18 protein-coding genes and 1 pseudogene are annotated in these 22,471 nt (G+C 37.1%); 15 read left to right on the top strand and 4 right to left on the bottom strand.

Annotation, left to right across the window (positions count from 1 at the left end; genetic code table 11):
• Positions 1–306: 306 nt before the first annotated feature.
• Positions 307–1,521 carry a porin gene (locus QHG57_RS08935; protein ID WP_330168004.1) on the top strand — a complete coding sequence of 405 codons (1,215 nt, stop codon included), beginning with the start codon at positions 307–309 and terminating at the stop codon, positions 1,519–1,521.
• Between the two features lie 1,513 nt (positions 1,522–3,034).
• Positions 3,035–3,163 (top strand): hypothetical protein, encoded by a 129-nt coding sequence (locus QHG57_RS08940; RefSeq protein WP_330169137.1) that lies wholly within the window; start codon positions 3,035–3,037, stop codon positions 3,161–3,163.
• 34 nt (positions 3,164–3,197) lie between these two features.
• Here QHG57_RS08940 and QHG57_RS08945 read toward each other — a convergent pair whose 3' ends face one another.
• The 4 genes from QHG57_RS08945 to QHG57_RS08960 form a co-directional block, all read right to left on the bottom strand.
• Positions 3,198–4,004, bottom strand: a complete 807-nt coding sequence (locus QHG57_RS08945; protein ID WP_330168006.1) for an N-acetylmuramoyl-L-alanine amidase — start codon at positions 4,002–4,004, stop codon at positions 3,198–3,200.
• A gap of 866 nt (positions 4,005–4,870) precedes the next feature.
• Positions 4,871–7,045 (bottom strand): isocitrate/isopropylmalate dehydrogenase family protein, encoded by a 2,175-nt coding sequence (locus QHG57_RS08950; protein WP_330169138.1) that lies wholly within the window; start codon positions 7,043–7,045, stop codon positions 4,871–4,873.
• On the bottom strand, positions 7,042–7,773 hold the full coding sequence (locus QHG57_RS08955) for an alpha/beta fold hydrolase (RefSeq protein ID WP_330168008.1): 732 nt from the start codon (positions 7,771–7,773) through the stop codon (positions 7,042–7,044). Before QHG57_RS08955 ends, QHG57_RS08950 begins: the two co-directional genes overlap by 4 nt.
• A gap of 258 nt (positions 7,774–8,031) precedes the next feature.
• Positions 8,032–9,228, bottom strand: coding sequence for a multidrug effflux MFS transporter (locus tag QHG57_RS08960; RefSeq protein WP_330169139.1), 1,197 nt, complete (start codon positions 9,226–9,228; stop codon positions 8,032–8,034).
• Between the two features lie 813 nt (positions 9,229–10,041).
• Between QHG57_RS08960 and QHG57_RS08965 the strand changes: the two genes are divergently transcribed.
• From QHG57_RS08965 to QHG57_RS09025, 13 genes and pseudogenes are all read left to right on the top strand, one after another.
• Positions 10,042–10,860, top strand: coding sequence for a phage tail assembly protein (locus QHG57_RS08965; RefSeq protein WP_330169140.1), 819 nt, complete (start codon positions 10,042–10,044; stop codon positions 10,858–10,860).
• A 360-nt stretch (positions 10,861–11,220) separates the two neighbouring features.
• Positions 11,221–12,309: a DUF3792 domain-containing protein gene (locus tag QHG57_RS08970; protein WP_330169141.1), complete on the top strand. Its 1,089-nt coding sequence runs from the start codon at positions 11,221–11,223 to the stop codon at positions 12,307–12,309.
• Positions 12,310–12,824: 515 nt separating this feature from the next.
• Positions 12,825–12,974, top strand: coding sequence for a hypothetical protein (locus tag QHG57_RS08975; RefSeq protein WP_330168012.1), 150 nt, complete (start codon positions 12,825–12,827; stop codon positions 12,972–12,974).
• 124 nt (positions 12,975–13,098) lie between these two features.
• Entirely contained in the window at positions 13,099–13,374 is a 276-nt protein-coding gene (locus QHG57_RS08980) for a hypothetical protein (RefSeq protein ID WP_330169142.1), read from the top strand.
• A gap of 39 nt (positions 13,375–13,413) precedes the next feature.
• Positions 13,414–14,229 carry a hypothetical protein gene (locus QHG57_RS08985; RefSeq protein ID WP_330169143.1) on the top strand — a complete coding sequence of 272 codons (816 nt, stop codon included), beginning with the start codon at positions 13,414–13,416 and terminating at the stop codon, positions 14,227–14,229.
• A pseudogene (locus tag QHG57_RS08990) lies at positions 14,226–15,411 on the top strand (MFS transporter). The gene QHG57_RS08985 and the pseudogene QHG57_RS08990 overlap by 4 nt, the downstream one beginning before the upstream one ends.
• 227 nt (positions 15,412–15,638) lie before the next feature.
• The gene (locus tag QHG57_RS08995; protein WP_330169144.1) at positions 15,639–16,310 is read left to right on the top strand and encodes a hypothetical protein; all 672 of its coding nucleotides are present in this window, start codon (positions 15,639–15,641) and stop codon (positions 16,308–16,310) included.
• Between the two features lie 13 nt (positions 16,311–16,323).
• Positions 16,324–17,562 carry a DUF2087 domain-containing protein gene (locus QHG57_RS09000; RefSeq protein ID WP_330169145.1) on the top strand — a complete coding sequence of 413 codons (1,239 nt, stop codon included), beginning with the start codon at positions 16,324–16,326 and terminating at the stop codon, positions 17,560–17,562.
• Between the two features lie 199 nt (positions 17,563–17,761).
• A complete protein-coding gene (locus tag QHG57_RS09005) occupies positions 17,762–18,478 on the top strand; it encodes a PLP-dependent aminotransferase family protein (RefSeq protein WP_330168017.1) in 717 nt (238 codons plus the stop codon).
• A 304-nt stretch (positions 18,479–18,782) separates the two neighbouring features.
• Positions 18,783–18,983 (top strand): hypothetical protein, encoded by a 201-nt coding sequence (locus QHG57_RS09010; RefSeq protein WP_330169146.1) that lies wholly within the window; start codon positions 18,783–18,785, stop codon positions 18,981–18,983.
• A gap of 263 nt (positions 18,984–19,246) precedes the next feature.
• The gene (locus QHG57_RS09015) at positions 19,247–20,212 is read left to right on the top strand and encodes an ATP-grasp domain-containing protein (protein ID WP_330169147.1); all 966 of its coding nucleotides are present in this window, start codon (positions 19,247–19,249) and stop codon (positions 20,210–20,212) included.
• A complete protein-coding gene (locus QHG57_RS09020; protein ID WP_330169148.1) occupies positions 20,199–20,801 on the top strand; it encodes an MFS transporter in 603 nt (200 codons plus the stop codon). Before QHG57_RS09015 ends, QHG57_RS09020 begins: the two co-directional genes overlap by 14 nt.
• Before the next feature lie 65 nt (positions 20,802–20,866).
• Entirely contained in the window at positions 20,867–21,376 is a 510-nt protein-coding gene (locus tag QHG57_RS09025) for a hypothetical protein (protein WP_330169149.1), read from the top strand.
• The last annotated feature ends 1,095 nt before the right edge of the window (positions 21,377–22,471 follow it).

Genomic DNA, 22,471 nt, shown 5'->3' on the forward strand with positions numbered 1-22,471 from the left:
GCATAAATGGTATCAACAGAAAGTTCAAGACATTTTCGATTTTTTTCCCAAATATCTGAAATTTTTCTCCTTTATTGAGCCCATAGGGATAAAAAGCTAACAAAACAAAAATTGTGTCTTTTTTACCACATTATCTCGAATAGTACATGTATACATTACAAAAAGGTAATTTCATATTTGAAACTCAAAAAAGATTAGTATAGCTAAGATAACAAGTGCCGCGTATTTTAATTATGTCTTTGTCCTTAATGCGTTAGGCAAATAATACTCTTTAGAAAAAGATTAAACGGACCTTGGAGATCCCATATGAATATTAAATCCCTCTTTCTAAGCTCTACAGCAACTTTTTTAGCAATTTCTGGAGCACATGCTGCTTCAACAATTATCGCTGAACCTGAACCTGTAGAATATATTCGCGTTTGTGATGCCTACGGAAAAGGATATTTTTATATCCCTGGAACAGAAACCTGCATACGTTTATCAGGAAATGTTCGTGCTGATTTTATAGGCGGTGATAATATCGATGCAACAAACGAAACTGAACTGAAAAACAAAAGAAAAACTTATGGCGCATCATCGCGGCTTACCCTTGTTTTTCAAGCAGCTTCTGAAACAGAAATGGGAACACTTCGTTCATATGCAAGAATTTATTCAAGCTGGGGTGATGGTAGTGATAAAGCTGGGGCAAAGCTTGCAGCGGCTTACATTGAACTGGGTGGTTTTCGCGTAGGTCTTGATGACACAATTTTCAACAGTTGGACTGGTGGTTATGGAAATGTTCTCAATGATGATAGCATAGCGCCTGCCGGCACAACACGCACCAATTTTATTTCCTACACCTTTAATGGTGACTCCAGCTTTTCTGCTATTATCGGAGCTGAATTAGGCAATAATGCAGATGTTCTTCCTGGAGAAACACAGACAAGAGAAATAGGAAGAACCTATATTGATAAAGATGGTAAGCTTGTTCCTGTCACTACGGATACTCTTCCAAGTAAAGCAATTAAAAATTACACACCCAATGTGGTTGTTGGTATAAAGTTTATGCAAAAATGGGGTGGTTTTTCAGCGGTCGCAGCATATGATACTTACTACAAAAAGTGGGCTGGAAAAGTACGTGCAGATTTCAATATTAACGATCGTTTCAATCTATGGGTAATGGCTGGTTATAAAAATGGCCCTGATTACTACACAGAAACTGCAAATAATGAATTATCACGAAAAAGCACAACGATCTATGCAAACTGGGGCGGTAAATGGGCTGCTTGGGCAGGTGCCACTTACAAACTCACGCCAAAGACAAATTTGAATGCTCAAGTTTCTTATAGTGCTGTAAAAACTTTTGCAACTTCTGTCAATATTGCATATACGCTAGTTCCAGGGTTTGTAATTACACCTGAATTGACCTATGTTTCTTGGAATGATGATCGCATTATGCTGGATAACAATAATGTTGAGAAACATTTCTTTAATAAAAAAAGTGCCTTCCAAGGTATGGTTCGTTTACAACGTTCATTCTAATCCTATTTAAGCTACAACTTTTGAAACCTAGCAACTTATGTTGCTAGGTTTTATTTTGAAATCAAATATTATGAACATCTTTCCTAATACTTATTTTCTTGTCTTTCTGAAAAAAATTACTGACTTTCACGAAAATACCTTCAGAAAATTAACCTGATGTGCTTGATAAGAACACTACATACGTGTGGCGCTTATACATCAATTCAAACAATCTCTTGCTTGCCCTTTAAAGGTAAACAAATCCCTTTGCTTTATTACCAAATTGATCTTTCTTGGTAATTTGCTTCTAACCTTTGTAATTTAAAGCATGATCTAGATAAATTCTGCACTGAACAGATAAAATATTGAAAAAAACAAGAGATCATTGTGTTTTTGATATGCGTGAATGTGTCTTCTATTAACATCCCAAAACATAACATTTTACAACACCGCAACGCATTTAAAAAACTTAATCATCAAGAAACATATTGTCAAAACGATGAAAGTATCCTCTAACGCAATAAAAGAAAAATATCTTCAAAAAATGAATGGACCTCTTCCCCTTCTAAAGAATAGAGACTTCTACTATTAGTAATCTGTAAGCAACTCTGCTTTTCTTAAATACGCATCACATTGACTTATAATGATAATTTATTACTTTGCATGTTGGATAAGAGTTCCGAATATCGTAAAATTCTCCATTTCAGACCTGTTCCAGTTGAATCAACCAAAACTATTCACTGACACGCTACAAGCGGAGAAAGCCGTGTGAATAAAAACGAGTAAAGAAAATCCTTTTATGAATTGTTTCAAGTTCCAAGGGCTGTAGTAACATTGAAATCTGGCAAAGTGTATGATGGTGCTAGGTACTTTTATTAAGTATAAAAATGAGAATACACTTCATAGAGGATTTTAGATTATATTCGTTATGAACGTCGCTGTAAAATATGTGTTGTGATACATACTAAAAGACATTTTTTTAAAAAAAGCATGTAAATATACAATACAATTCCATTTTGACTGCAGCGTTTTATCTTGCGTAAGGAGCATGCCATCATATAGGCAACATCTTGACTTTTCTCGTTTTTAAAGGAAGCGAAATATAAAACAAAGAAACAGTAAAATTTAATCTCTGCAAATCATAGAGCGTTCTGTAGAGTTATGTTTCCATAAAACGCCTTATTACCGTACATGGGATTTTTTACACGCTCAATGTCCTTTGAAAATTCACTTTAGTTTTTTATAAGTTCATTTATAAATTTTTTTATACTATAAATTATTATTAGTATAAGTTTAATACATATAGAAATTGAGGGACTTATAAAAAAGAAGTCTGTAGATCAAGAAACAATAGAAAAATTGAAATCTTTTTAGAAAGAAGCAAATACCTGCTTATAAACTCTCTATGGCTGTTTTTAACAGAAGTTCTTCATATTCATCTTACAAGCTAAATACGGGGAATATTACAGAAGATGATTTAAACGAAATTCTAAATTATTTTAAAATAACAATTAATGACTTATAGAAGTAAATTATGACTGATAAAGATTTAAATACGACAGATATAACAATTTATGATGAGAATAAAAATGAAGTAACAGGTTTATATAAAGCTCATTGGCAAAAAGAAGCCTCTTTTGATAAGAAAAAGGCTTACACGTAATCATAACCATATTTTCAATTAAAACGCATTGAATTCACGGAAAATATTTATCAACCAATGCATAAAGAATTGCTACTGTTTCAACATCTAGGACCCCATCATAATTTTCTTGACGAAAATGAAGTTGGAATGCTCGGATCAAATTTTTGTATCCTGTTTGAGTACACGCAGCAGAAATGTCATATCCATAACATTTTAGCTTCGCCAAGACATCTTCTTTGGGTGGAAAATTCTTAGAGAATTTCTCTTGATAATGACTTTTTAGTTCATCATCATACCATGCTCCTATACCTGCCCTATAAAGTTCTCTCCATGGAAAAGCTGCTCCTGGATCACTTTTTCTTCCAATAGCAATATCACTATGTCCCACAACATCAGTCGGCACAATATCGGGATACCGTTGAAGAATATTCAACGCAAGTTCCTTAACGGCATCAATTTGTATTGGATTATAAGGAGGAAATACAAAATCATCATCATCATAAGTCGTAAAATTAACTGTCTCTTCTGAAGGCACAGAATGACCTGTCGCTAAATTAACGATTTCAACCCCGATAGATGCATCATTGAGATTACTATGCCCAGCCCATGAACTCACACCCGCATGCCATGCACGCTCTTTTTCATCAACCAGATTAAAAATACGCATATCCTTAAAGCCTGCCTCACGATATGTCTGTTCTGAAGGATCAGGAACAAGATAGTGTGCACTAACCTTTTCTCCTGTAAGCGCCATAATCGAGGCTTTAAAATCAAGAGACGTATAATGCATGACGAGAAAACGAACGCGACGATTAAAACTCTTGATAGAACGATAACTGTTGTAATCAATCTGATACATAAAAGCCCTTTCTTTTTGCTTAAAAAGACCACTGCACATCACAGCAAACTAGGACACAAATTGTTAAAAAATCTGCAATAAACTTCCTATCTAAATACTAAGAATTACGCCTAAAATTTGTTCACCAAAAACATTGACACTCTTATCAACAATTAAGACACATTTTTATTTCTCCCCCCACGCACTTAAAATGTTTTTAACCACATTCACAAACACACCACATTAAATATTTTCCCCAAACAAATTCCTACAAATTACCGATCGAAAAGAAAACAAAAGCATAAAATGACCACTCTTTAAATCTTCACGTCTTATAGAAAAAATAGTCTTCCTGTTATCACATTGAGAAATATCGCCCCTCAAAAGCGAACACCCAACGATTATGCAATCACACAAAACTTAAAGGAAAAATTTTATATACTCTTTACAGAAAGTTATTATCAGATAACTGAACGGCACATATTAGCAATAAACTGGACATATTTTTCAATAAAATTTGCAAAGCTTTCCTGTAAATGACACGACTTCTTGTCTTTTCAGATTGTCTTTTCACAACTTCACTTTTTGATTTACAAAGAATCTCAATTATTTACAATGCGTTAGGCACACAAAGTCTCTGGATATCTTTCATAGGTTCCATGAAAGATAACACATTGATTTATAATGATAATTACTCATTATAAATATTGAATGTAAAGAGCCTAATATAGTAAAATTTTTCTTATTTTGAATCAATCAAAGTCATTTACTTACAGATTAAAAGAAAAATTAACCTATAGACAAAAACCACTTAAGAAAAAGATAAAATACTTCTTATAATAGAACGTGTAATAATTTAAGCAATATTTTTACGTCCCGATAGAGGTTCATTTGCTTTTCTCCGTTTGCAAAACTCTTTTTAAAAGCAACCAAGCTGCATACTCTTGTAAGACGACACCTAAAAGTGGTCGCGTATAGGGAAAAGTGATACGACCATCGTCATAACCCTTCATTTGCACTGTTATGGTTGCATGGCCAAGGCTTTCTTGCTGCTTTTCTAAGATCTCGATGGAAGGTGATAGGCTCACTTCAACCTCAAGCTTTGGAATATCTTTTTTACCTTTTTCTATGGGCTGAAAATATTTTAAAAGATGTTGATCATGGATCAACCAATGCACCTCTACGTGTTTGGCTAATTGTTGACAAGCAGTAGTGACTTCAGCACCAACTAAGTATTGACGAAAATGATTTTCAAATTCTTCGATTAAAGGTTGTGCCAAGGGAGTGGATGACTGACCAACCAATTGCACCAGAACATAAGGACTTTTCCATAAAAAATGTCGTTCAAAGGGCTCATTGGCGAGATGGCAATCAACCCAATGTGCAATGGTACTTTCATCAATTCCAATCAAAGTCCAGGCATACTCCGCACGCGATACAGAAGAATATTTCTTCTTATTGTATTCTAAATAATTCTCTAAAAGCGCAAGAGCCTGTGAGGGTGGTCCAGGCAAAACAACAAGCGTACTTCCATCACAAGAAAGATAAAACCCTGGTGCTGTGCCTGTAGGATTATCAAGCACTGTTGCTGTCTTAGGAAATAAGGCTTGACGCGCATTATTCTTATCCGGCGTAATCCCTAATCGTTGTAATTGACCTTTTATGGTTTGCCAAACATCTTCATGATGCACCAAAGGCTGTCTTACAGCTTGGGAAACGCCATCCCGTGTTTTATCATCTGACGTTGGTCCCAATCCCCCACTGATAACAATCAAATCTTCTTGTCCAAGACAAGAAACAACAGTTTCACTGATTTGCTGTAATTGATCCGCACAAACAAAATGACGTGTGACTTGAATATTTCTCTTGTTTAAGCTTTGGCTTAAATCTTGTAAATTCGTATTCAAATATTGTCCTGAAAGGAGTTCATCACCAACGGTAATAATCGCAGCACGATAAACAGAAATAGGATTTACAAGAGAATTGCGAACAGCTTCAGCCATTTGACAGGTAGAGGCTACTCCCCCAAGATCATAGGTAACGGTTTTTCCAGCACGAATAACCTGATCAACACTCTGAGATAATTGTAGCGCTGCATCTTTAAAGCCTAAATGCTCTAAGAGTAAAGCTGTGGTATAGAGCATGGCAGAAGGATTTGCTTTGTTCTGTCCAGCAATACGTGGTGCGCTGCCATGAACAGGTTCAAAATAAGCAATCTTGCTTCCCACATTTGCACTAGGTGCAAGCCCTAATCCGCCCATCACCCCAGCGGCAAGATCAGAGAGAATATCGCCAAACATATTTTCAGCAACAATCACACCAAACTGCTCTGGCTTTGTGGCAATCCACAAAGCAACCGCATCAACATTATGAATATCTGCTTCTATTTCTGGATAGTTTTGCGCGATTTTCTCAAAAATTTCCTGAGCAAATTGTCCACTTTCTCGCATAACATTGGGCTTATCAGCAAAAGTAACTCGCTCAAACCCATGCGCACGTGCATAAGAAAAAGCATATTCAAATAACCGCTCTAAACCAAAGCGTGTTTGCAAACGAACCGTCCACGCAGCCTCCTCAAGTCCATATTTTTTCAAATTGGGATGTTTTAACCAAGCGGCTGTTTCAGGTGTAATACCTCGAAAATCTAATCCCGCATAGAGACCTTCACTATTTTCTCTGATAACACAAAACTGAAAAGGCTTTCTCGGACCAAAAATGTATCTTACGGGACGTATATTAGCAAACAGACCTAACTTTTGGCGAAGTTGAAGTACAGGGGAAACATAAGCAAGATTTTTTTCTTTTAAATGCGGTGCAAGTTCTTTTAAAGCTGCTTCTTTTCCTTTACTGGTCACAGCCCCAAGTAAAACAGCGTCACTTTCAGCGATTTTTTGCCAAGTCGCGTAAGGGACAGAATCTCCTTCCTGTTTCCAATATTCAAAACCAATATCACCATAAGTGAATTCAATCGGCAATTGAAATTGCTCTAAAACCATCAGTGCAGCATCACAAACCTCTGTTCCTACGCCATCACCAGGTAATACAAGAACTTTCTTTTTCATAATCCCTCCATCCATTCATTAATGACGGCATTCGTCATAACAGGATTATCTTCCCACAAACGCGTACCAGCACCAGAAATTATTCGATATTCATGATTGGCACATCGGCTTCTTGTTTGATTATCTACCGTTGCAAGTTGTGACTTTTCCCCCACTAAAGCTAAAAATTTTCCAGTATATTTGATAATCTCATCTCTAGCATCCATCGCTAATAAGAGTTTAAAACCTCTTGTCATGCGTTCAATAGCCGTGTTTTTTTGCTCATCAGGAATCTCCAATAAGACTCTTTTTTTCATAATGCCAGAAGGATGCATAAAACCATTGAGTATTTCCAAAGCTCGCGACAAATCATTATTTTCTAAGTAAACAAGAATATCTCCAAGGCGCCGTTGCAAAATAACATCTGGATAGCCCGGTGCATTCACAGAAAGCACAGCTTGAACATTGGGAAGCCGGGCTGCCAATATTTGTACCAACATTCCAGCCATAGAAAATCCCACAAGCACTGCGGGCTCTTTAAAATAGCTTTTAAGTTTTTCTGCCATAAAAGATAAAATTTCTACAGCAGAATGATTGAGAAAATGAGAACTCTTAGGAAAAAGAGAAAGCGTATCCAACAGAGTGACAGGGAATCCTTTTGATAAGCATAGCTTTGTCAATGGAGAACAAAAAACACCCCCATCCCAGATTGGCATTACAGGAGAAAGAATAATAATAGGAAGGCTCATTGATCAATTCCTCCCCTTATTCAAAACATGCATTAGAGCCAAAACTTTTCCCACCCAATATAATGAAAATATGTTGAAACTCTAGGCTCCTACTCTCCCCCATAATAATCGATTTGTAAAACTCAAACTAAGCTTATAACAAATTCTAACCCCACTCAATCAAACAACTTAATAGAAAAAATCATCTAATGTACAGCTGTCCCATTCGTATAAACTATCAAAAACATTTCCGCATAATGGTTTTTTTTATCATTTCGCTCAGCTCATTTCTGAGGTCATAAACTCACGCACTTTGCAAATATAAATGATAAAACCAATCATGCAACACACAGCTAACAAAGTTGCCATAGCCCGTGGACTATGACCAGAGATTTTTCCGATAACCGCTGCACTTAGTGCAGCACTTCCTAATTGCAAAGATCCCATAATACCAGAAGCCGCTCCCGCAGCTTTCGGATGCGATGAAATAGCCAACGCTGTCCCTAAAGGCAATAAAAAACCATTGCCAAAAGTCAGAACAGCAATAGCCATAAAACTTGTCACAAGAGGCCATGGGCTTAGATACATTTGCAAAGCAAACAACACACCGCCTATCACAAAAATAATGTACCCTCTCCCCACAGTCTTTTCCATAGATTCGCGTTCAAAAAACCATCGCGCTAACAGATTTCCCAAAATATAGGGCAGTGAGACACCAATATAGCTATAACTAATATGTATCGGCGATAGACCTAAAGTCGTGAGTAAAAAAGGCGATTCCACAATATAAGCAAAATAGGCTATGTAAGAAAAACACGGAATAAGTGCATAAAAAATAAATTGTTTATTTCTAAGAACGCCTAAATATGCCTTCATCAATCCTACCGGAGAAAAATGCTGCCGCTTTTGAGGCGGTAGAGTTTCGGTTAGCACAAAACAACACAGCAAAATGGTCAAAAATATAAAAAAGCTTAAAAAGATAAAAGTTGTCTGCCAATGAAAAGCTTGTATCAAAAGTCCACCAATGAAAGGGGCAAGTGCTGGTGACATTCCAATAAAAGGGAAAACAATCAAATAAAGTTTTCCGGCTGCTTTTTTATCTAACAAATCATTGATAATTGCACGACTTAAGACAAGGCCCGCACAAGCACCAAGACCTTGCAAAAAACGTAATACAAGAAAAACGTGAATATGAACCGTATAAATCACACTAAATGTTGTAAATAACCACAAAAATAAGCCTAATAGGAGTGTTTTTTTACGCCCAAAATTATCACTCAGCGGCCCATAAATGAGTTGTCCAAGTGCCAATGCCAACAAAAAAACTGCCACTGCACTCTGAATTTGAGATTGTGTCACTTGATAATATTGACGCATCTCTCCCAGTGCTGGTAAAAAAATATCGGTAGAAATCAATCCTCCTGTTGATAAACATACGATAAGTATAATGAATGGTAATGTATATTTATGTTCCATCAGGAAAATCACATTTCTTAAATTTAAAAATATTTAAATTTTACATGTATAGCAAAATAATAATTTATATTTATAAATATAAATTATTTTAACTTTATCCACAGGATAATAAAATAATGAATTTTATTTATTATTTTACTTTATTTGAGAATAATTCATCTTGTTGGTACATAAATACAATGTATGATCCGCACGCACATACTTAACACGTAAATAAACATTTAGTTCTTCACTTTATAATTAATTTTAAAGCATAGCAAATCGCAATTTTAAAACTATGCGCAAAAGAAGCTAAAAGATCAAAACGCCCCTTCAGCAATATATTTCCCAATCCGAAATAGTGCATTTTGTTGTATTCATGTTGCCCTATCTTTATCAATTTTTTTCATTGATATCATCAACAAAAACGCTCTCAAACTCTATCCCTCTCCATGATAACAACAGCACTTTCCCGACAACATCTTTTATCAGAATTGGTTTACAACGCTTAAAGAAAAAAGAAGCCACAAACTCCCTCTTCTCAAAACTACCCACGCAAATATTATTGTAACAATACAGCGTATAATAATGCCTCATGGAAAAGTTTTTATAAACACAAATAATTGAGCAAATAAACTTAATAGCCCACTAATATCATAAAGCAAATTGTGCTTCTGTCTCCCCCAAAAATCTAAATTCATCTTGTCCATTTTTGTTAGATTTTCATTCTACATAACCATCACAAAATTTACTGCCTAAGCTATTGACAAACATGATATAATGGAAATTTAACGAATCACTCTGCATCTAATTTAGAAAGAAAGGGGGCTATTAATGAATATAACAGAACTAGCCACGTACCAATTACTTGTACCTATTAAAGTGGAAGGAAAGACATACACAGAAATCACCTTACGCCGCCCGAAATTTAAAGACTTAAAAGCAATACAGAGCAAAGAAGGCGACGAGCAATCAATTGAAATGATCGCATGTCTTTCAGGGTGGTCCTATAATGCCATCAGTAAACTTGATATTCGTGATTTTTTAAACATTAAAGACATTTACGGGCCTTTAATAAAAAAAGTATTAAAAAAGCTTGATAAAATGAATACAATCATAAAAATCCCATCCCTAAAAATCCCATCCCTAAAAATCCCATCACTAAAAACCCCATCACTAAAACTCCTATCCTTAGAAACTCAATTTTCTAAACATCTCAAAAACTTTATAAACAAAGTAAATGCACCCATAAAAAGCGTAATGGATGAATGTACTTTAATCGACAGTCACCCCAAAAAACACACAAGTAACCTTCACACAAATACATTTGAAACAGAAACCATGGCAACTGCAAATGCAAAAGTAAAAACCTGTAGCACCTATGAACCGATTACAGTTCATAATCCCACCGTCATAAAGGGGGAACACATGACTTTTATAGAATGCAGTTTCTTAGTACAAGATGGTCCATCAAATCAAATTTATCTCTCAAATCAAAATGCTCTTACATCGCATAAAAAACCTGCATACGAAACTAAAAAACAACCTTTGGAGAGAATCTCGAAACTTTTGGACCTCGAAACTTTTGGACATTGTCTCAAAAATTTTCAACTTTCCTCTCTGGTTTTGGGAGTTTTTACTCAAAGAACTTAGAAAATTTTTCTAGCATCGTTTTGATATAGAGCAATAAGAGAAGGAAAAACAGCTTAGAACACTCATGTTTCTTCCTTCTCTTTTATCTCTCATAGCTTTCTGAATTGAATACTTTTGATATTTATTTTGAATAAATGAAGCATTCTTTTAATCATAAGTGCAATATAAAAAACTAAAATTTTAGAAGACGCGCAGTTTTTACAAAAAAATGAAATGATAAAATAAAGACTCCAGAATTTTAAGTAATGATCACCGTCTTATTTTCGATGTTTTCTGTCCTTTTTGGCGCATATCTATTCACTTTTGGAACATAATTGGCAAAAAGGCATTGTATCTCCAGCATATTCAAGGAGATAAAACATGGAAACTCGCATTCCTGAAGACACACCATTCGATACGAATTTTCTAGAAGGAACATCTCTAGACGAAAAGTATCCATTCTTTCACACGCCCATTTCATGGTCCGCAATCTTTGCAGGACTGGTGACAGCCCTTGCCACATCAATCTGTCTCTCCTTTCTGGTAGCAGCTTTAGGTTTAAGCCAAATGGATTTCAGCTCTTCAACCCCATTTGAAGGCTCTTTCCTCTCCTTTGGAGTAGGTTCTGTTATCGTTACACTGATTAGCCTAGCCTTGGGAGGCTTTGTCGCTGGGCGTTTTGCTGAAACCTCAGGGACGCTTCATGGACTTCTCACTTGGGCTCTCATAACATTACTGATGACCCTCCAAGCCATCCACGTGGTTTCTAGTACAGCAAAGATAGGAGCTAAAACGGCTCTAGAAAACAATTCTATGATCCAGCAAACCGTAGACAGCCTCAAAACCAATATTTCCCCTATACTTGCAAAATTAAACAGCGAAAATGTTGAAAAGTTTTTTGAAAAAAACAGTGACAATGACATCAATTTTGACCAACTTGGGAATGAATTGCGCACTCTTCTCAATAAAAGCGACATTCCTGCTCTCAACCCTAATCGCTTAAAACAAACCTATCAAGCAGCACTCAACGATATTGGTTCTGCAATCACAGCTTTCAAAAATGATCCTTCTCACTATCGCACCACTTTAAAAAATCTTGGTGAGCGCCTGTCTGATCGTGTAGAAGATCTCTCGGCAAAATTTGATCGAAGTGATATCATCAAGGCCCTTATGACCGATGGTATGACCCGTGCGGATGCACAAACAGCAGCCAACCGTGCCGTTCAACTCTATCAAAGCGCAGAGGAAAAAACCGAAAAAGCCATAAAAGCGCTTGAAGAACGGGCAGAAACACTCTCGGACAATCTTGAGGATACTATTAAGAGCGCCAAAAACACTGCAACTAAAGCCACAAAAACAGCCTCCAATATAGGATGGTGGGGCTTTTTAGGCAGTCTGATAGGCGCCATTATTTCCAGTGTTTTTGGCTATTATGGTTACAGAAGCCGTAAGGATACTTTCATGCTTTAAAACTTCTACCTTTAAAGCAAACACATAAAAAGCTGCACCAGACATGCAGCTTTTTTTACACCTGCTTGACAAGTCTTTTATATAACATGGCAACCTATACACTGCCTTATAATATCCAAACAAAGTCTCTCGAAGTTGAAACTTGAAAACAAAATACACGAATGATGAAAATATAGCGTGCTTATCTCCTCTACAAATCAAAAATCCTCGAAAAGAACAATCTGTCTTTTTAATAAGAATACAGAGCACTCTTCATTATATGCAGTGTATCTGTTCAAAAGAAAAAGAAATAGCAGAAAAAGCAAGTATTTTTCTGTAATTTAAGAAAAAAGCGAATACCATCTTCAATAATGTGCTAAAAAATTGCTCAAAATAACAATTATATAACCTCAAAAAATAAGAAATATTTTCAATCAACATGGCATTTGACAAAAAAATAAATCCATGCTAGGCGCGGAAATATGATGATTTTATTTAAATTATCATATTTTTATCAACTATAAGGGGGGAAATATATGAATATTTCACTTAATGAAGTAGAAGATGTTATTGAATTGGCTGCTGAGGAAGTTGTGCCAATTGTGATGAATAGTAAATATGCTCAGCGCAGCGATGTTCAAGTTTATCAAGATGAGCTTGATGTGAATGGTTCGTTGGAAGTTTAATGATGTATTGTTGATGCAAATCTTCTTATACATCCAACTTTAAAAATTAAACATATTTCATAGCATGTTTGAATTATTTTCAGAGAGCTTTTCTCAAAAAATTTGGGCTAAGCAAGCAGCTGAATTGTCAATTTCAAACATCCCTTTCGATGAAAGGGATGTTTTGGGTGCTTTAAGACAATACGCTCTACATCCTCATAAACTCTTAGCTCTTAATCCTAAATCCGAAGTCGTAACAGTGGTTAATGGAGTACGGAGTCCACATCCACTTCCAAACTTTCTTGTTTTGGATACGGATAGAACTATAGAAGAATATACTGCCCGCGTTGACCAATATGCCGAAGGGCAAGAATGGGCGGTCATGTATTATGGGTTATACGCTGCAACCCCTGTTCTGTGAGATGCGGCAAAACAATTTGCAGATCAATTAGCACATTCTTTGGGGTTTAGACCTGGTGGACGCGTGGATATTGACTGCTTCATTGGCCGATATTCTTCTACCCATGTTGGGATCCAGGTGGATCACGCGCATAATTTTGGTTTTACTCTCCAAGATGGCAAGACAATGTTTGCGTGGCCCAACACACGAAAAGACCTTCAAGGACTCAAATATCCTGAATACGAGGAGCATAAATCAACAGCAATTGCGCTGCAAAATCTTACGGATCGTGTTGCCTACTTCCCCTATGACGCTTTCCATGTTGCGGAAACGGGAAAAAAGGTTGCTGTAAATATCAATATCGCTTTTTGGGAAACAGCACACGATGCACAACACCATAAAAATTATGTCACGCATTTGCTCCATCTTGATGATAGGACACGACATGATATCCGCGCATCAGGAAGAGCAAATTTAAACCCTGATAATGCTTTTCAACACTCCGCGCTAAACGCTGCAATTGCAAGTGGTACCTTAAAACGCCATATGCTCATTTCTCAATTAATTTGCGATACAAGTTCACGTTTATGTATCGGTCGCCCTCCTATTAACGTCTCTGAAATTGAAAATGAAATCACTCTTCGCTCATCCGCTACCCTCCAATGGGTGCCCTTAACTGAAACAAAAGAACTGCTCATCGCCGCAAATGGGCATTGCGCCAGTTTTGAGTATAACTCTCATCTAGAGTATTTCCTGTCTCAACTTTCATCGGGAAAGAAACTAGATAGTGCAAAATTAAATGATAAACCATATAAATATGCGCAAAAGGAAATTTTAAAAGCTGTAAAAGCTTTAGCATGTTGGGGAGCATTGTGACAAAGAAGAAATCCATAATTTTCGCCCAAATGGGACTTTTCCTCGTTTTGGGCTTGAGTAGCTTTGCTGATGAAACGGCTCAAGTCACATTCGCTTTACACTTAGCAGAAAGCACAGCTTCTATTTCAATGCTGCTTTTTGCAGGGCTTATAGGAGCAATTTGTGCCGGACCCATTGCACCACGTCTTTTGCATCGCTTCCAACCAGCGCACACAGTTATTGTTGTTTTATTGTTTGAAGCGCTTTTCATAGCCGCAGCTGCAATTGCCAACCAGTTTTGGCTTTATATTGCCCTTTCTTTTGCACTGGGCTGTGCTGGTTCAATCTTTTGGTCTGCTATTCTTGTTGCGGTACCTGACTTCGCAAAAAATGATCAGCAACTAGACCTTATCAATCGCATGATCCAAACAGTTCGTAATCTTGGCTATATTGCCGGACCACTGCTAGGAGGTGTATTGTATGGTCTATCAAACGGGCAAAAAGGGCTCTTTGCATTGTCAATCATGGTTCTCTGTGCAGCCTTGATCACAATATCCTGTTTTAAAAGTGCATGAGAAAACGATAAACCCATCACAGCAAAGCAAAAAAGGACTAGACTTAACAGGGCTCTTGCGTAAAAAAACGGTTATCTATGCTCTTGCCCCCCTCACCCTTACCATCATCCTCACCTCCGCTCTCAATGTGTTATCGATTGTCCGCATCCGCACCGAACTACAGTTTAGTGCTGAAACCTATGGGGTGATCAGCAGCATGGTCAGTCTCGGTCTTGTGGTTGGTCCACTCTGCTTCTCCAATCTTTTTCACCATTTTGGCAATGCCGCTGGAGCATCACTAGCTGCCGCAACCATTGGCTTTGCAATTTTCTGTTTTTCCTTAACAAACTTCACATGGCTGATGATGCTATCATTTTTTATTCTTGGGAGCGCCAATGGTGTGCAAAATGCCTTGATGGCAAGTTTTATGATGAAAGCCATCCCCAAAGAACAACGAAATAGTCAAATGCCCGCCTATATTTTCATCATACAGACATCCGTATGCCTTGGCTTTCTAGGAGCCGGTTTTGTAAAAGTGCACCACACCCAAAGCACACTCCTTATCATCGGCATCGCTACCATGATCGCAGGCATCTTAGGCTTTATCGTAAACAGCGCTATGCAAAAAAAGGAATGGGATAATGCCTAACAGACTTTGCCGTCTTTTTTCTCAAGCAAAGCATGCTAAAAAAGGACATGACAATCACCACTCTATAAAATCCCTATAAAATCCCAATAAAATCCCCTATAAATCGTTGTCTCTCCCATGCAACCCCATACCAACCCAATAGGACTTTGATAAACCACTCTTTAATGTAGGGGCAACGCCCCCCCTCCCCAAAACTTGATATTTTAAAGCAAAAAAACGATAACATCATGCAACAAGATCCTATAGGCTTAAATTTTTACCATGGAACAGGTGGTTATGTGTGGCAACTGGCAGACTATATGCGACATGACTTGAATGAAAACATCCACACCTTTGCCTTACAAAAACCCACACCACCCATAGCAATCAATTCTTTTGCCGTTTACCCACGTACATTAGACTCCCTAGCGCATATTCGATGGGCAAAAGATGTACAAATCATAAAAAATAAACCAGCACTCATTGGCAAGTGCCAAGTTCAACCGATCACTGTTGTTTCCACAAAAAGCTGTGCTTTTGCTGGATTTGATTTGCCAACGTTTGCAGCACTTCATGAAGGCTGTTCTGTTCACTCCTTGAAAGAAATCAAACTCAACGGTTGCCTTTTTGACGTAAACAGTCTTTTAATATCACTATTGCGACACGGTCTCATTCAAACAGATCAACAAGCCTTTTCCCCAGATCACGCAACGGGTCTTTTACGAGAGCCAACATGTCGTCTTGTCAATTCTTCTTTTGACACTCTTGTTATTAATCAACTCAATGGACGCACAATCCGGCTGAATGAAAAAACCAAACCTCTCTTACAAAAAACCATAACAGAAATACATCTTCAACACTCCATAGAACAAACAACAATATTTTTTATCAAAGCAGGAATGCTGCGCTTAGTAAAATGATAAGGATCAAAAGATGTCCCTGATAAGACCCGGCATGGGAACAGAAAACAGTATTGAACTTCTTTACACGCTCATTCAAATGGCAAGGCCACGTACCGTCCTTGAAATCGGTGCGGGGGATAGTACGCGCTTGATTGCTAAAGCACTTCAAAAAGCAAAACAAGCATGGCAACAAGATAAAAAACTTTTAGAATCCTCCACTTGGGAAGAACGTACAGCTTTACTTGACCCTTCCAGTGTCCTTGAAAATTATCAACCACGATTGATCACCATTGATGATTTTTCAGCAGAAGGTCAATCAGCCGAAGAAGCATGGCAAAAACTGCTTCAAGACGGTATTGAAAAAGACATGGTAACATTTATCCATGAGAATTTCTTCTCTCTCGATGATGAAACGCTCAAATCTTGGGGCCCCATAGATTTTGCTTGGATTGATGCTGGAACCCCCGCAGATGATGTGCGATTTGTTACCACACTTTGGGAACACATCACCGCTGGTGGTTATCTTTGTCTGCATGAACCAACCATAACAACAACCGTTGCTCTCAATGGGGCACAGCGGGTACGACGTGTCAGAACTCCTTTGTGGGAAGAAATTCTCTACCGTCTTGATGGATCCTATGAGGCTTTAACCCTCCCAGAAAATCACAAATATCGCCAAAGTGGTCTGGGGATTATTCGCAAACGCACCCCTACCGAACAAATTATACGCGCACAATCACTCCAAGCAGAACTCATAGAAATCAATGAATTGCCCATTCGCAATGATCTTTTGCCCATGGGAAAAGAAACCCTTCACAAACGCAATACCCGCAATTCACTGATCTCTGCCATGACCTCACCGACACTGCGCGCTGTTTATGCCGCCATTATCCTTGGTGCAAAAAATCTTACTGATATTCTAAAAACTGTCGATCATGATGCAAAAACCATTCACAAATCCATCAATCGCCTTTTGAATCTTGGTCTTATTTACAACACAACAGAAGGATTTCAAACCGAAGAGACACCGTGGAAAATGCTAGAAAATAAACATGAGCGGAATAGGGAAAATTTAAGCGACCGCCATTTAGAAACAGAAGAAATGCTATCAAAAATTGGTGAAGCCTTTCAGAAGGAAAAAATCTATAGCGAAACGGAAGTCTCAAAGATATGCAACCTCTTTACTGTAGATTTTGCAAGGCTAAGACGCACTCTTGTTGAGAGAGGTTTTTTACAACGCCATGGAGGCAAATATCAACGCATACGCTAAAAGAGAATTAAAAAATGATGAGAAAACTCTATCGTTTTTCTTCTACACTTCAAAATAGTCGATAACCATCTACTAAAAAATCTCATTTCATTAAAAGGTTATAAAATCATTCATCTCATTCATATGTTGATAATCTATGGAGATGAGATTAACGTGCTCTCTTCGCAAGAGATGCAATGGGGAGGAACAAGAGCGCGGGATGTCAATTTCAAATAGGATTAAGAACAGTCAAAACCATCAGGAGAGAATATGGAATCAAAGTCTCAATGACCTGACGATTGTTGCACGAACATCAGGGCGCGGTATTGTTGCTAAATCAGGAAAGACTTATATTGATTTTATGTCATGTTCGTATCTAGGGCTAGAAAGTCATCCAGCGTTAAGTGATGCCGTAAAGTCTTCCGTAGAGAGATTTGGTGTGCAATATGCAGCTGCGCGAACGCGTGCGAAATGTATATTATTTGATGAACTTGAGTTAAAGCTAAACACCATTTTTCTCGATTCTCACTCTGTTATATTTAATTCCGTAGGTGCAACCCATCTTGCAGTTATGCCCATCTTAGGTTCAGGAGAACTTCCAGGATATCCTATAACAGCAAATGGTGTTGTATGGATTATAGATAAAGAAACGCACGCATCAGTGCAAATTTTACGTGGTATACTTGAACAATTTGGAAATTATATAAGAATCCCATTTAAAGATATTGCAACACTAGAGAAAAACCTACAGGAAAGTAAATTACAAAATAAAACGCCTGTTTTGATCTCTGACTCTCTCGGTTCTATGGGAGGAGCAAATGACGTTAAAAAATTAACAGAATTAGCAAAACTCTACGGTGGATATTATTATGCGGATGATGCGCATGGCACCTCAATTATCGGAAAAAATGGCTGTGGTTATACACTTCATTTATGAGAAGAATACAAAAAAATCTTATTTTAATTTCTTCCTTGTCAAAAGCATTTGGTTCCCATGGTGGTTCAGCTTCATTTAGCAACAAAGAAGCTGCATCTTTTATTAAAAATATGCGCTTAACTATATTTTCAGTGGTCCACCTTCTCTCCCAGGAATAGCAGCTTGTCTTTCTTCTGCAGATATTCATCTTTCACAAGAAATGAATCAACTTCAATGTAAACTGCACGAAAATATCTCTTATTTTGATCAAAGAGTCTCCAACATTGAGGTACAAGAAAAATTGAGTCCCATTAGATCTATCTTTATGGGTGCTGAAGACAAAGCGATAAGCGCCTCATATAATTTAAGAAAGCGCGGGTTTTTGGTTACAGCGGCAATGTATCCAACAGTGGCTAAAAAGAAAAGCATCATTCGCGTGGCGATATCAGCAGCACATACTAAACATGATCTCGAAACATTTGCAGCAAATATGAATGAATTGATAGAGCTCTCCTCCACTTACTGAGATCATAACAGCTTATAAAAATGCGTCCGCAATATTACAATTAAAGCCTATGGCTTTGAAACCAACACATAGAAAAGATTTCTTCTAAATCATGTAAACGCAACTAAAACCACAAGACCGTTTTAATCAGCTCATGGCTAAAATAATAAAGAAACGCACTCAACACCAATATCAATCGTTAGCGGCTTTATACATTCTCAAAGTCGATGAAATAATTAAAATATTTTCTCTTTATCAAATATCGTCATGAAAAGGATTTAGCAATGGAACTTTATTGGATTGTTGCGCAAGAAGAATATGCCAACGCACAAGATATAGAATATTCCTATTCAGAATATACAGAAGAGTTTAATAAAAGAGGCATCAAATTCCAGTTTTTAAAGTTAGAAAACTGCCTTATCAAAGCAAATCATGCAGATGAATTTATTTTTTTATATCAAGGTATTCCACTAAATCCAGATCATTCTGCATATATTTTATCCAAAGCAGATCTAAACCCACAAGCAAGAGCCATCAGTCTCACATTAAGAAATTATTTTAGGATAAGTGGTACACACCTTCTTAACGAATGTATTTATGGCATAGAAAATCTTGAGTGGGATAAGATTGCGCAAATGGCATTAGCACGTAAGCTAGGAGCTCCAGTGCTTCCATTCACGATGTGTGGCTATCATAAACAAACAGTCCCTACAATCACATCTTTTTTTTCATCAGAATATGAATCTTTTATTTTCAAACCCGTTAGCTCAGGAATGGGATTTGGTGTCATTAAATCAGATGGATTACAACATGCAATGAGTATAGGAAATCTGATTTCAACTTCTTCTTCTGAATATTTTTTAATGCCTTTTGTAAAGGATGCACAGGATGTAAGATTTTTCTTCATATCAGGAAAACTCTGTTTTGTGAAATTCCGCACACCTCAAGGAGACGGTTATATTGGAAATGTTGCACGCGGCGGCAAAAATACGATTCTTACTGAAGCAGCTTTTATAACCGCATATGGCAAGAAAAAATTCTATCCTGAAATGCTCGGTATTTCTAAAAACATCGTCGAAAAAACAAAAAACAATATTCTTGCAGTGGACTGGCTGGTGAATCAAGAAGGATACTATTTCAACGAAATGTGCACAGCAGAAACAGGGCTCTTAAGACTTCCTCAACAGATACAAAAAAATGTATTTGATCATTTAACGACACTTCTATGGAAATTCCATGGGCAAAAATAAAATTCCTTTTTTCATCTATAGCGCAGTTTTTCTTTCTGAATTTTCCTTTTTCTTTGTACTCCCTCTGATTGGAAACTCTTCTCTCATAACTGCTGCCAATGTTGCTTTTTATCTCGCTGGATCAGTAATCCTTGAAAGCATTCTCATGGTAACCACAACGGGTTTATTAGAAAGATTTTCGCGTAAACTCTTAATGGCTACCGCCTTTATTTTAAGGAGTATTGCTTTTGTGTGCATTATCCTATCGCTTACACCTTCTGCATGGTTGATCTTTTTTACCTTAATGGCTTTTTCGAAAGCAATTTCAAAGCCATTTTTGAGAGAAATTTTATCAGAACATCTCAATGGAAGTACTCTTAAACGCGCATTAACTCTCTATTCTTTTTTTCAAAACGCTGCCGTCGTTATAGCCCCTCTCGTTGCAATGAGTGCCATAAAATACAACGCATCAGCTTTTCTCATGGCTTTTTTGCACTCATTGGTTTGTATCTTTGTGTTTTATCCATTCAAATTGTTTATCACTACCCGCATAAAACATTATCTCTTGAAAAGGATAAAAAAACAAAGAAGCCTTTTCTTTCTTCTTTAAAAACAATAATCCATAATCGTTCTATTGCTTATTTGCTGGTCACGGCTTTTCTTTGTACATTCCTCATGGGAATTTTCATCACCACCACAACACTTCTCAATAAATTTGACAGTAATCTCGCTCCTTATAGTGGGATTTTCTTTTCAATTGTTGGCATCAGCATTTGTATCTGGCAGGGAATAATCAATAAACATCTTAGCCTTTCTGATAAATCAACTTTCTACCTATTATGGCTTATGGGAACTTTCGCTGCATTTTTCCTCATGGGTGGTGTCCTTACCGCTGTGACTGCGTTAATTTCCTACAGTGTCTATGAATCTGTCATGATTCCAGAGATATACTATCAAGCAGGGAAAACAATCGCATCCGTCTCTTCCAGTGTTCTTTTTAGTTATATTCTTGTTGTTTCAAATATTGGCCAAGCCGCCGGCTCATGGACAAGTGGATGGATCATCAGCCATTTCAACCAGCATATCGCTTTCACCTTTTGCATGATTGTTGGTGTCTCCGCCTTTGCTTCTTGCCTTTGCCTCATGCAAACTAAAAAAAATAAGGAACTTCAATGTCACATATAATTTTTGCTACTGGGGGCACAACAAGGGTGCCCAAAACACTTCGCCATAAATGGCTCAATTATGAATTTGTAACACACTCTGCGGCAAAGAAGCTCAAAACTGTCTTTAAAGATTGCTCTGTAAACGCCGTTGCAAATTGTCTCACAGCCTAAAGGATTATGGGGGGGATTTTTATTTGCACATGAAATTTGTAGACTGCTCAAAGTAACATATTATCCATTTGCCTCTATGATTGATCTTGAAACTTTGAGCTCAGCTATCGAAGAATTTTCTATCGATACCATCATTTGCCTGCCAAGTTTTGCGGATAAACTTATTACGATATCTCGGAAACAAAAATTAAAATCTCTAAAAAACCTATTCTATCTTGGAGAAGCCTTTCAAGCTTAAATCTGTGTCGAAAATAAAAGACTTAAATCCCTGAATTAAATATTAGACCTCTTAGCTTTACCACCCAAGAAACTGGTCCAATAGGATTCCAGTGTTCCGAGATTAATGGTGACATTTATCATCTTGTACGACACATTCAAGTAAAGTCAAATCCTGAAAATGATGAATTAATTGTCTCTGTTTTTTATCCAGATGATGCACCATTACTTGAACACGCCACAGGTGATGTTGTTCATATTGCATATGATCAATCATGCGATTGTGGCTATCATGGCCATACCTTACACCTGAAAGAAAGAACACCAACTTTTTATAATATTATGGGAACTTCAATTTCTGTACACGATTTTACAAATGTCTTAAATCTTCAAGGTTGCACTCTTTCGGCGAAAGACTATTCAACTCATTATAGTCAATCAATTTGAGAACGGTGTTGGCGTTTTATTGTTTATTGATTCACGTTACGATATTGAAAGAAATGCCCTTGTATCATCCCTCTCATCCTCTTATCTGATATTCGTTGGAATTAAATTCTACTCTGTAGACGGTTTTATATTTAATACGATCCTATAATTCTTTGAATTCAGGACGATCAAAAACAGCTTTGTTTAAGCGTACCGTACGCTTATCTTCGTTGTTTTTAATATTAAGTCCACCTGCAATTTTTTAAAGACATTATCAATAAATCACAATTTTTCCATGTTT

It is taken from the genome of Bartonella grahamii subsp. shimonis (assembly GCF_036327415.1).
Taxonomy (GTDB): domain Bacteria; phylum Pseudomonadota; class Alphaproteobacteria; order Rhizobiales; family Rhizobiaceae; genus Bartonella; species Bartonella shimonis.

What these genes read in the sequence shown, in the direction of transcription:
- QHG57_RS08935 (WP_330168004.1), top strand. Translation starts at nt 307, where the DNA reads ATGAATATTAAATCCCTCTTTCTAAGCTCTACAGCAACTTTTTTAGCA.
- QHG57_RS08940 (WP_330169137.1), top strand. Translation starts at nt 3,035, where the DNA reads ATGACTGATAAAGATTTAAATACGACAGATATAACAATTTATGATGAG.
- QHG57_RS08945 (WP_330168006.1), bottom strand. Translation starts at nt 4,004, where the DNA reads ATGTATCAGATTGATTACAACAGTTATCGTTCTATCAAGAGTTTTAAT.
- QHG57_RS08950 (WP_330169138.1), bottom strand. Translation starts at nt 7,045, where the DNA reads ATGAAAAAGAAAGTTCTTGTATTACCTGGTGATGGCGTAGGAACAGAG.
- QHG57_RS08955 (WP_330168008.1), bottom strand. Translation starts at nt 7,773, where the DNA reads ATGAGCCTTCCTATTATTATTCTTTCTCCTGTAATGCCAATCTGGGAT.
- QHG57_RS08960 (WP_330169139.1), bottom strand. Translation starts at nt 9,228, where the DNA reads ATGGAACATAAATATACATTACCATTCATTATACTTATCGTATGTTTA.
- QHG57_RS08965 (WP_330169140.1), top strand. Translation starts at nt 10,042, where the DNA reads ATGAATATAACAGAACTAGCCACGTACCAATTACTTGTACCTATTAAA.
- QHG57_RS08970 (WP_330169141.1), top strand. Translation starts at nt 11,221, where the DNA reads ATGGAAACTCGCATTCCTGAAGACACACCATTCGATACGAATTTTCTA.
- QHG57_RS08975 (WP_330168012.1), top strand. Translation starts at nt 12,825, where the DNA reads ATGAATATTTCACTTAATGAAGTAGAAGATGTTATTGAATTGGCTGCT.
- QHG57_RS08995 (WP_330169144.1), top strand. Translation starts at nt 15,639, where the DNA reads ATGCAACAAGATCCTATAGGCTTAAATTTTTACCATGGAACAGGTGGT.
- QHG57_RS09000 (WP_330169145.1), top strand. Translation starts at nt 16,324, where the DNA reads ATGTCCCTGATAAGACCCGGCATGGGAACAGAAAACAGTATTGAACTT.
- QHG57_RS09005 (WP_330168017.1), top strand. Translation starts at nt 17,762, where the DNA reads ATGTCAATTTCAAATAGGATTAAGAACAGTCAAAACCATCAGGAGAGA.
- QHG57_RS09010 (WP_330169146.1), top strand. Translation starts at nt 18,783, where the DNA reads ATGGGTGCTGAAGACAAAGCGATAAGCGCCTCATATAATTTAAGAAAG.
- QHG57_RS09015 (WP_330169147.1), top strand. Translation starts at nt 19,247, where the DNA reads ATGGAACTTTATTGGATTGTTGCGCAAGAAGAATATGCCAACGCACAA.
- QHG57_RS09020 (WP_330169148.1), top strand. Translation starts at nt 20,199, where the DNA reads ATGGGCAAAAATAAAATTCCTTTTTTCATCTATAGCGCAGTTTTTCTT.
- QHG57_RS09025 (WP_330169149.1), top strand. Translation starts at nt 20,867, where the DNA reads ATGGGAATTTTCATCACCACCACAACACTTCTCAATAAATTTGACAGT.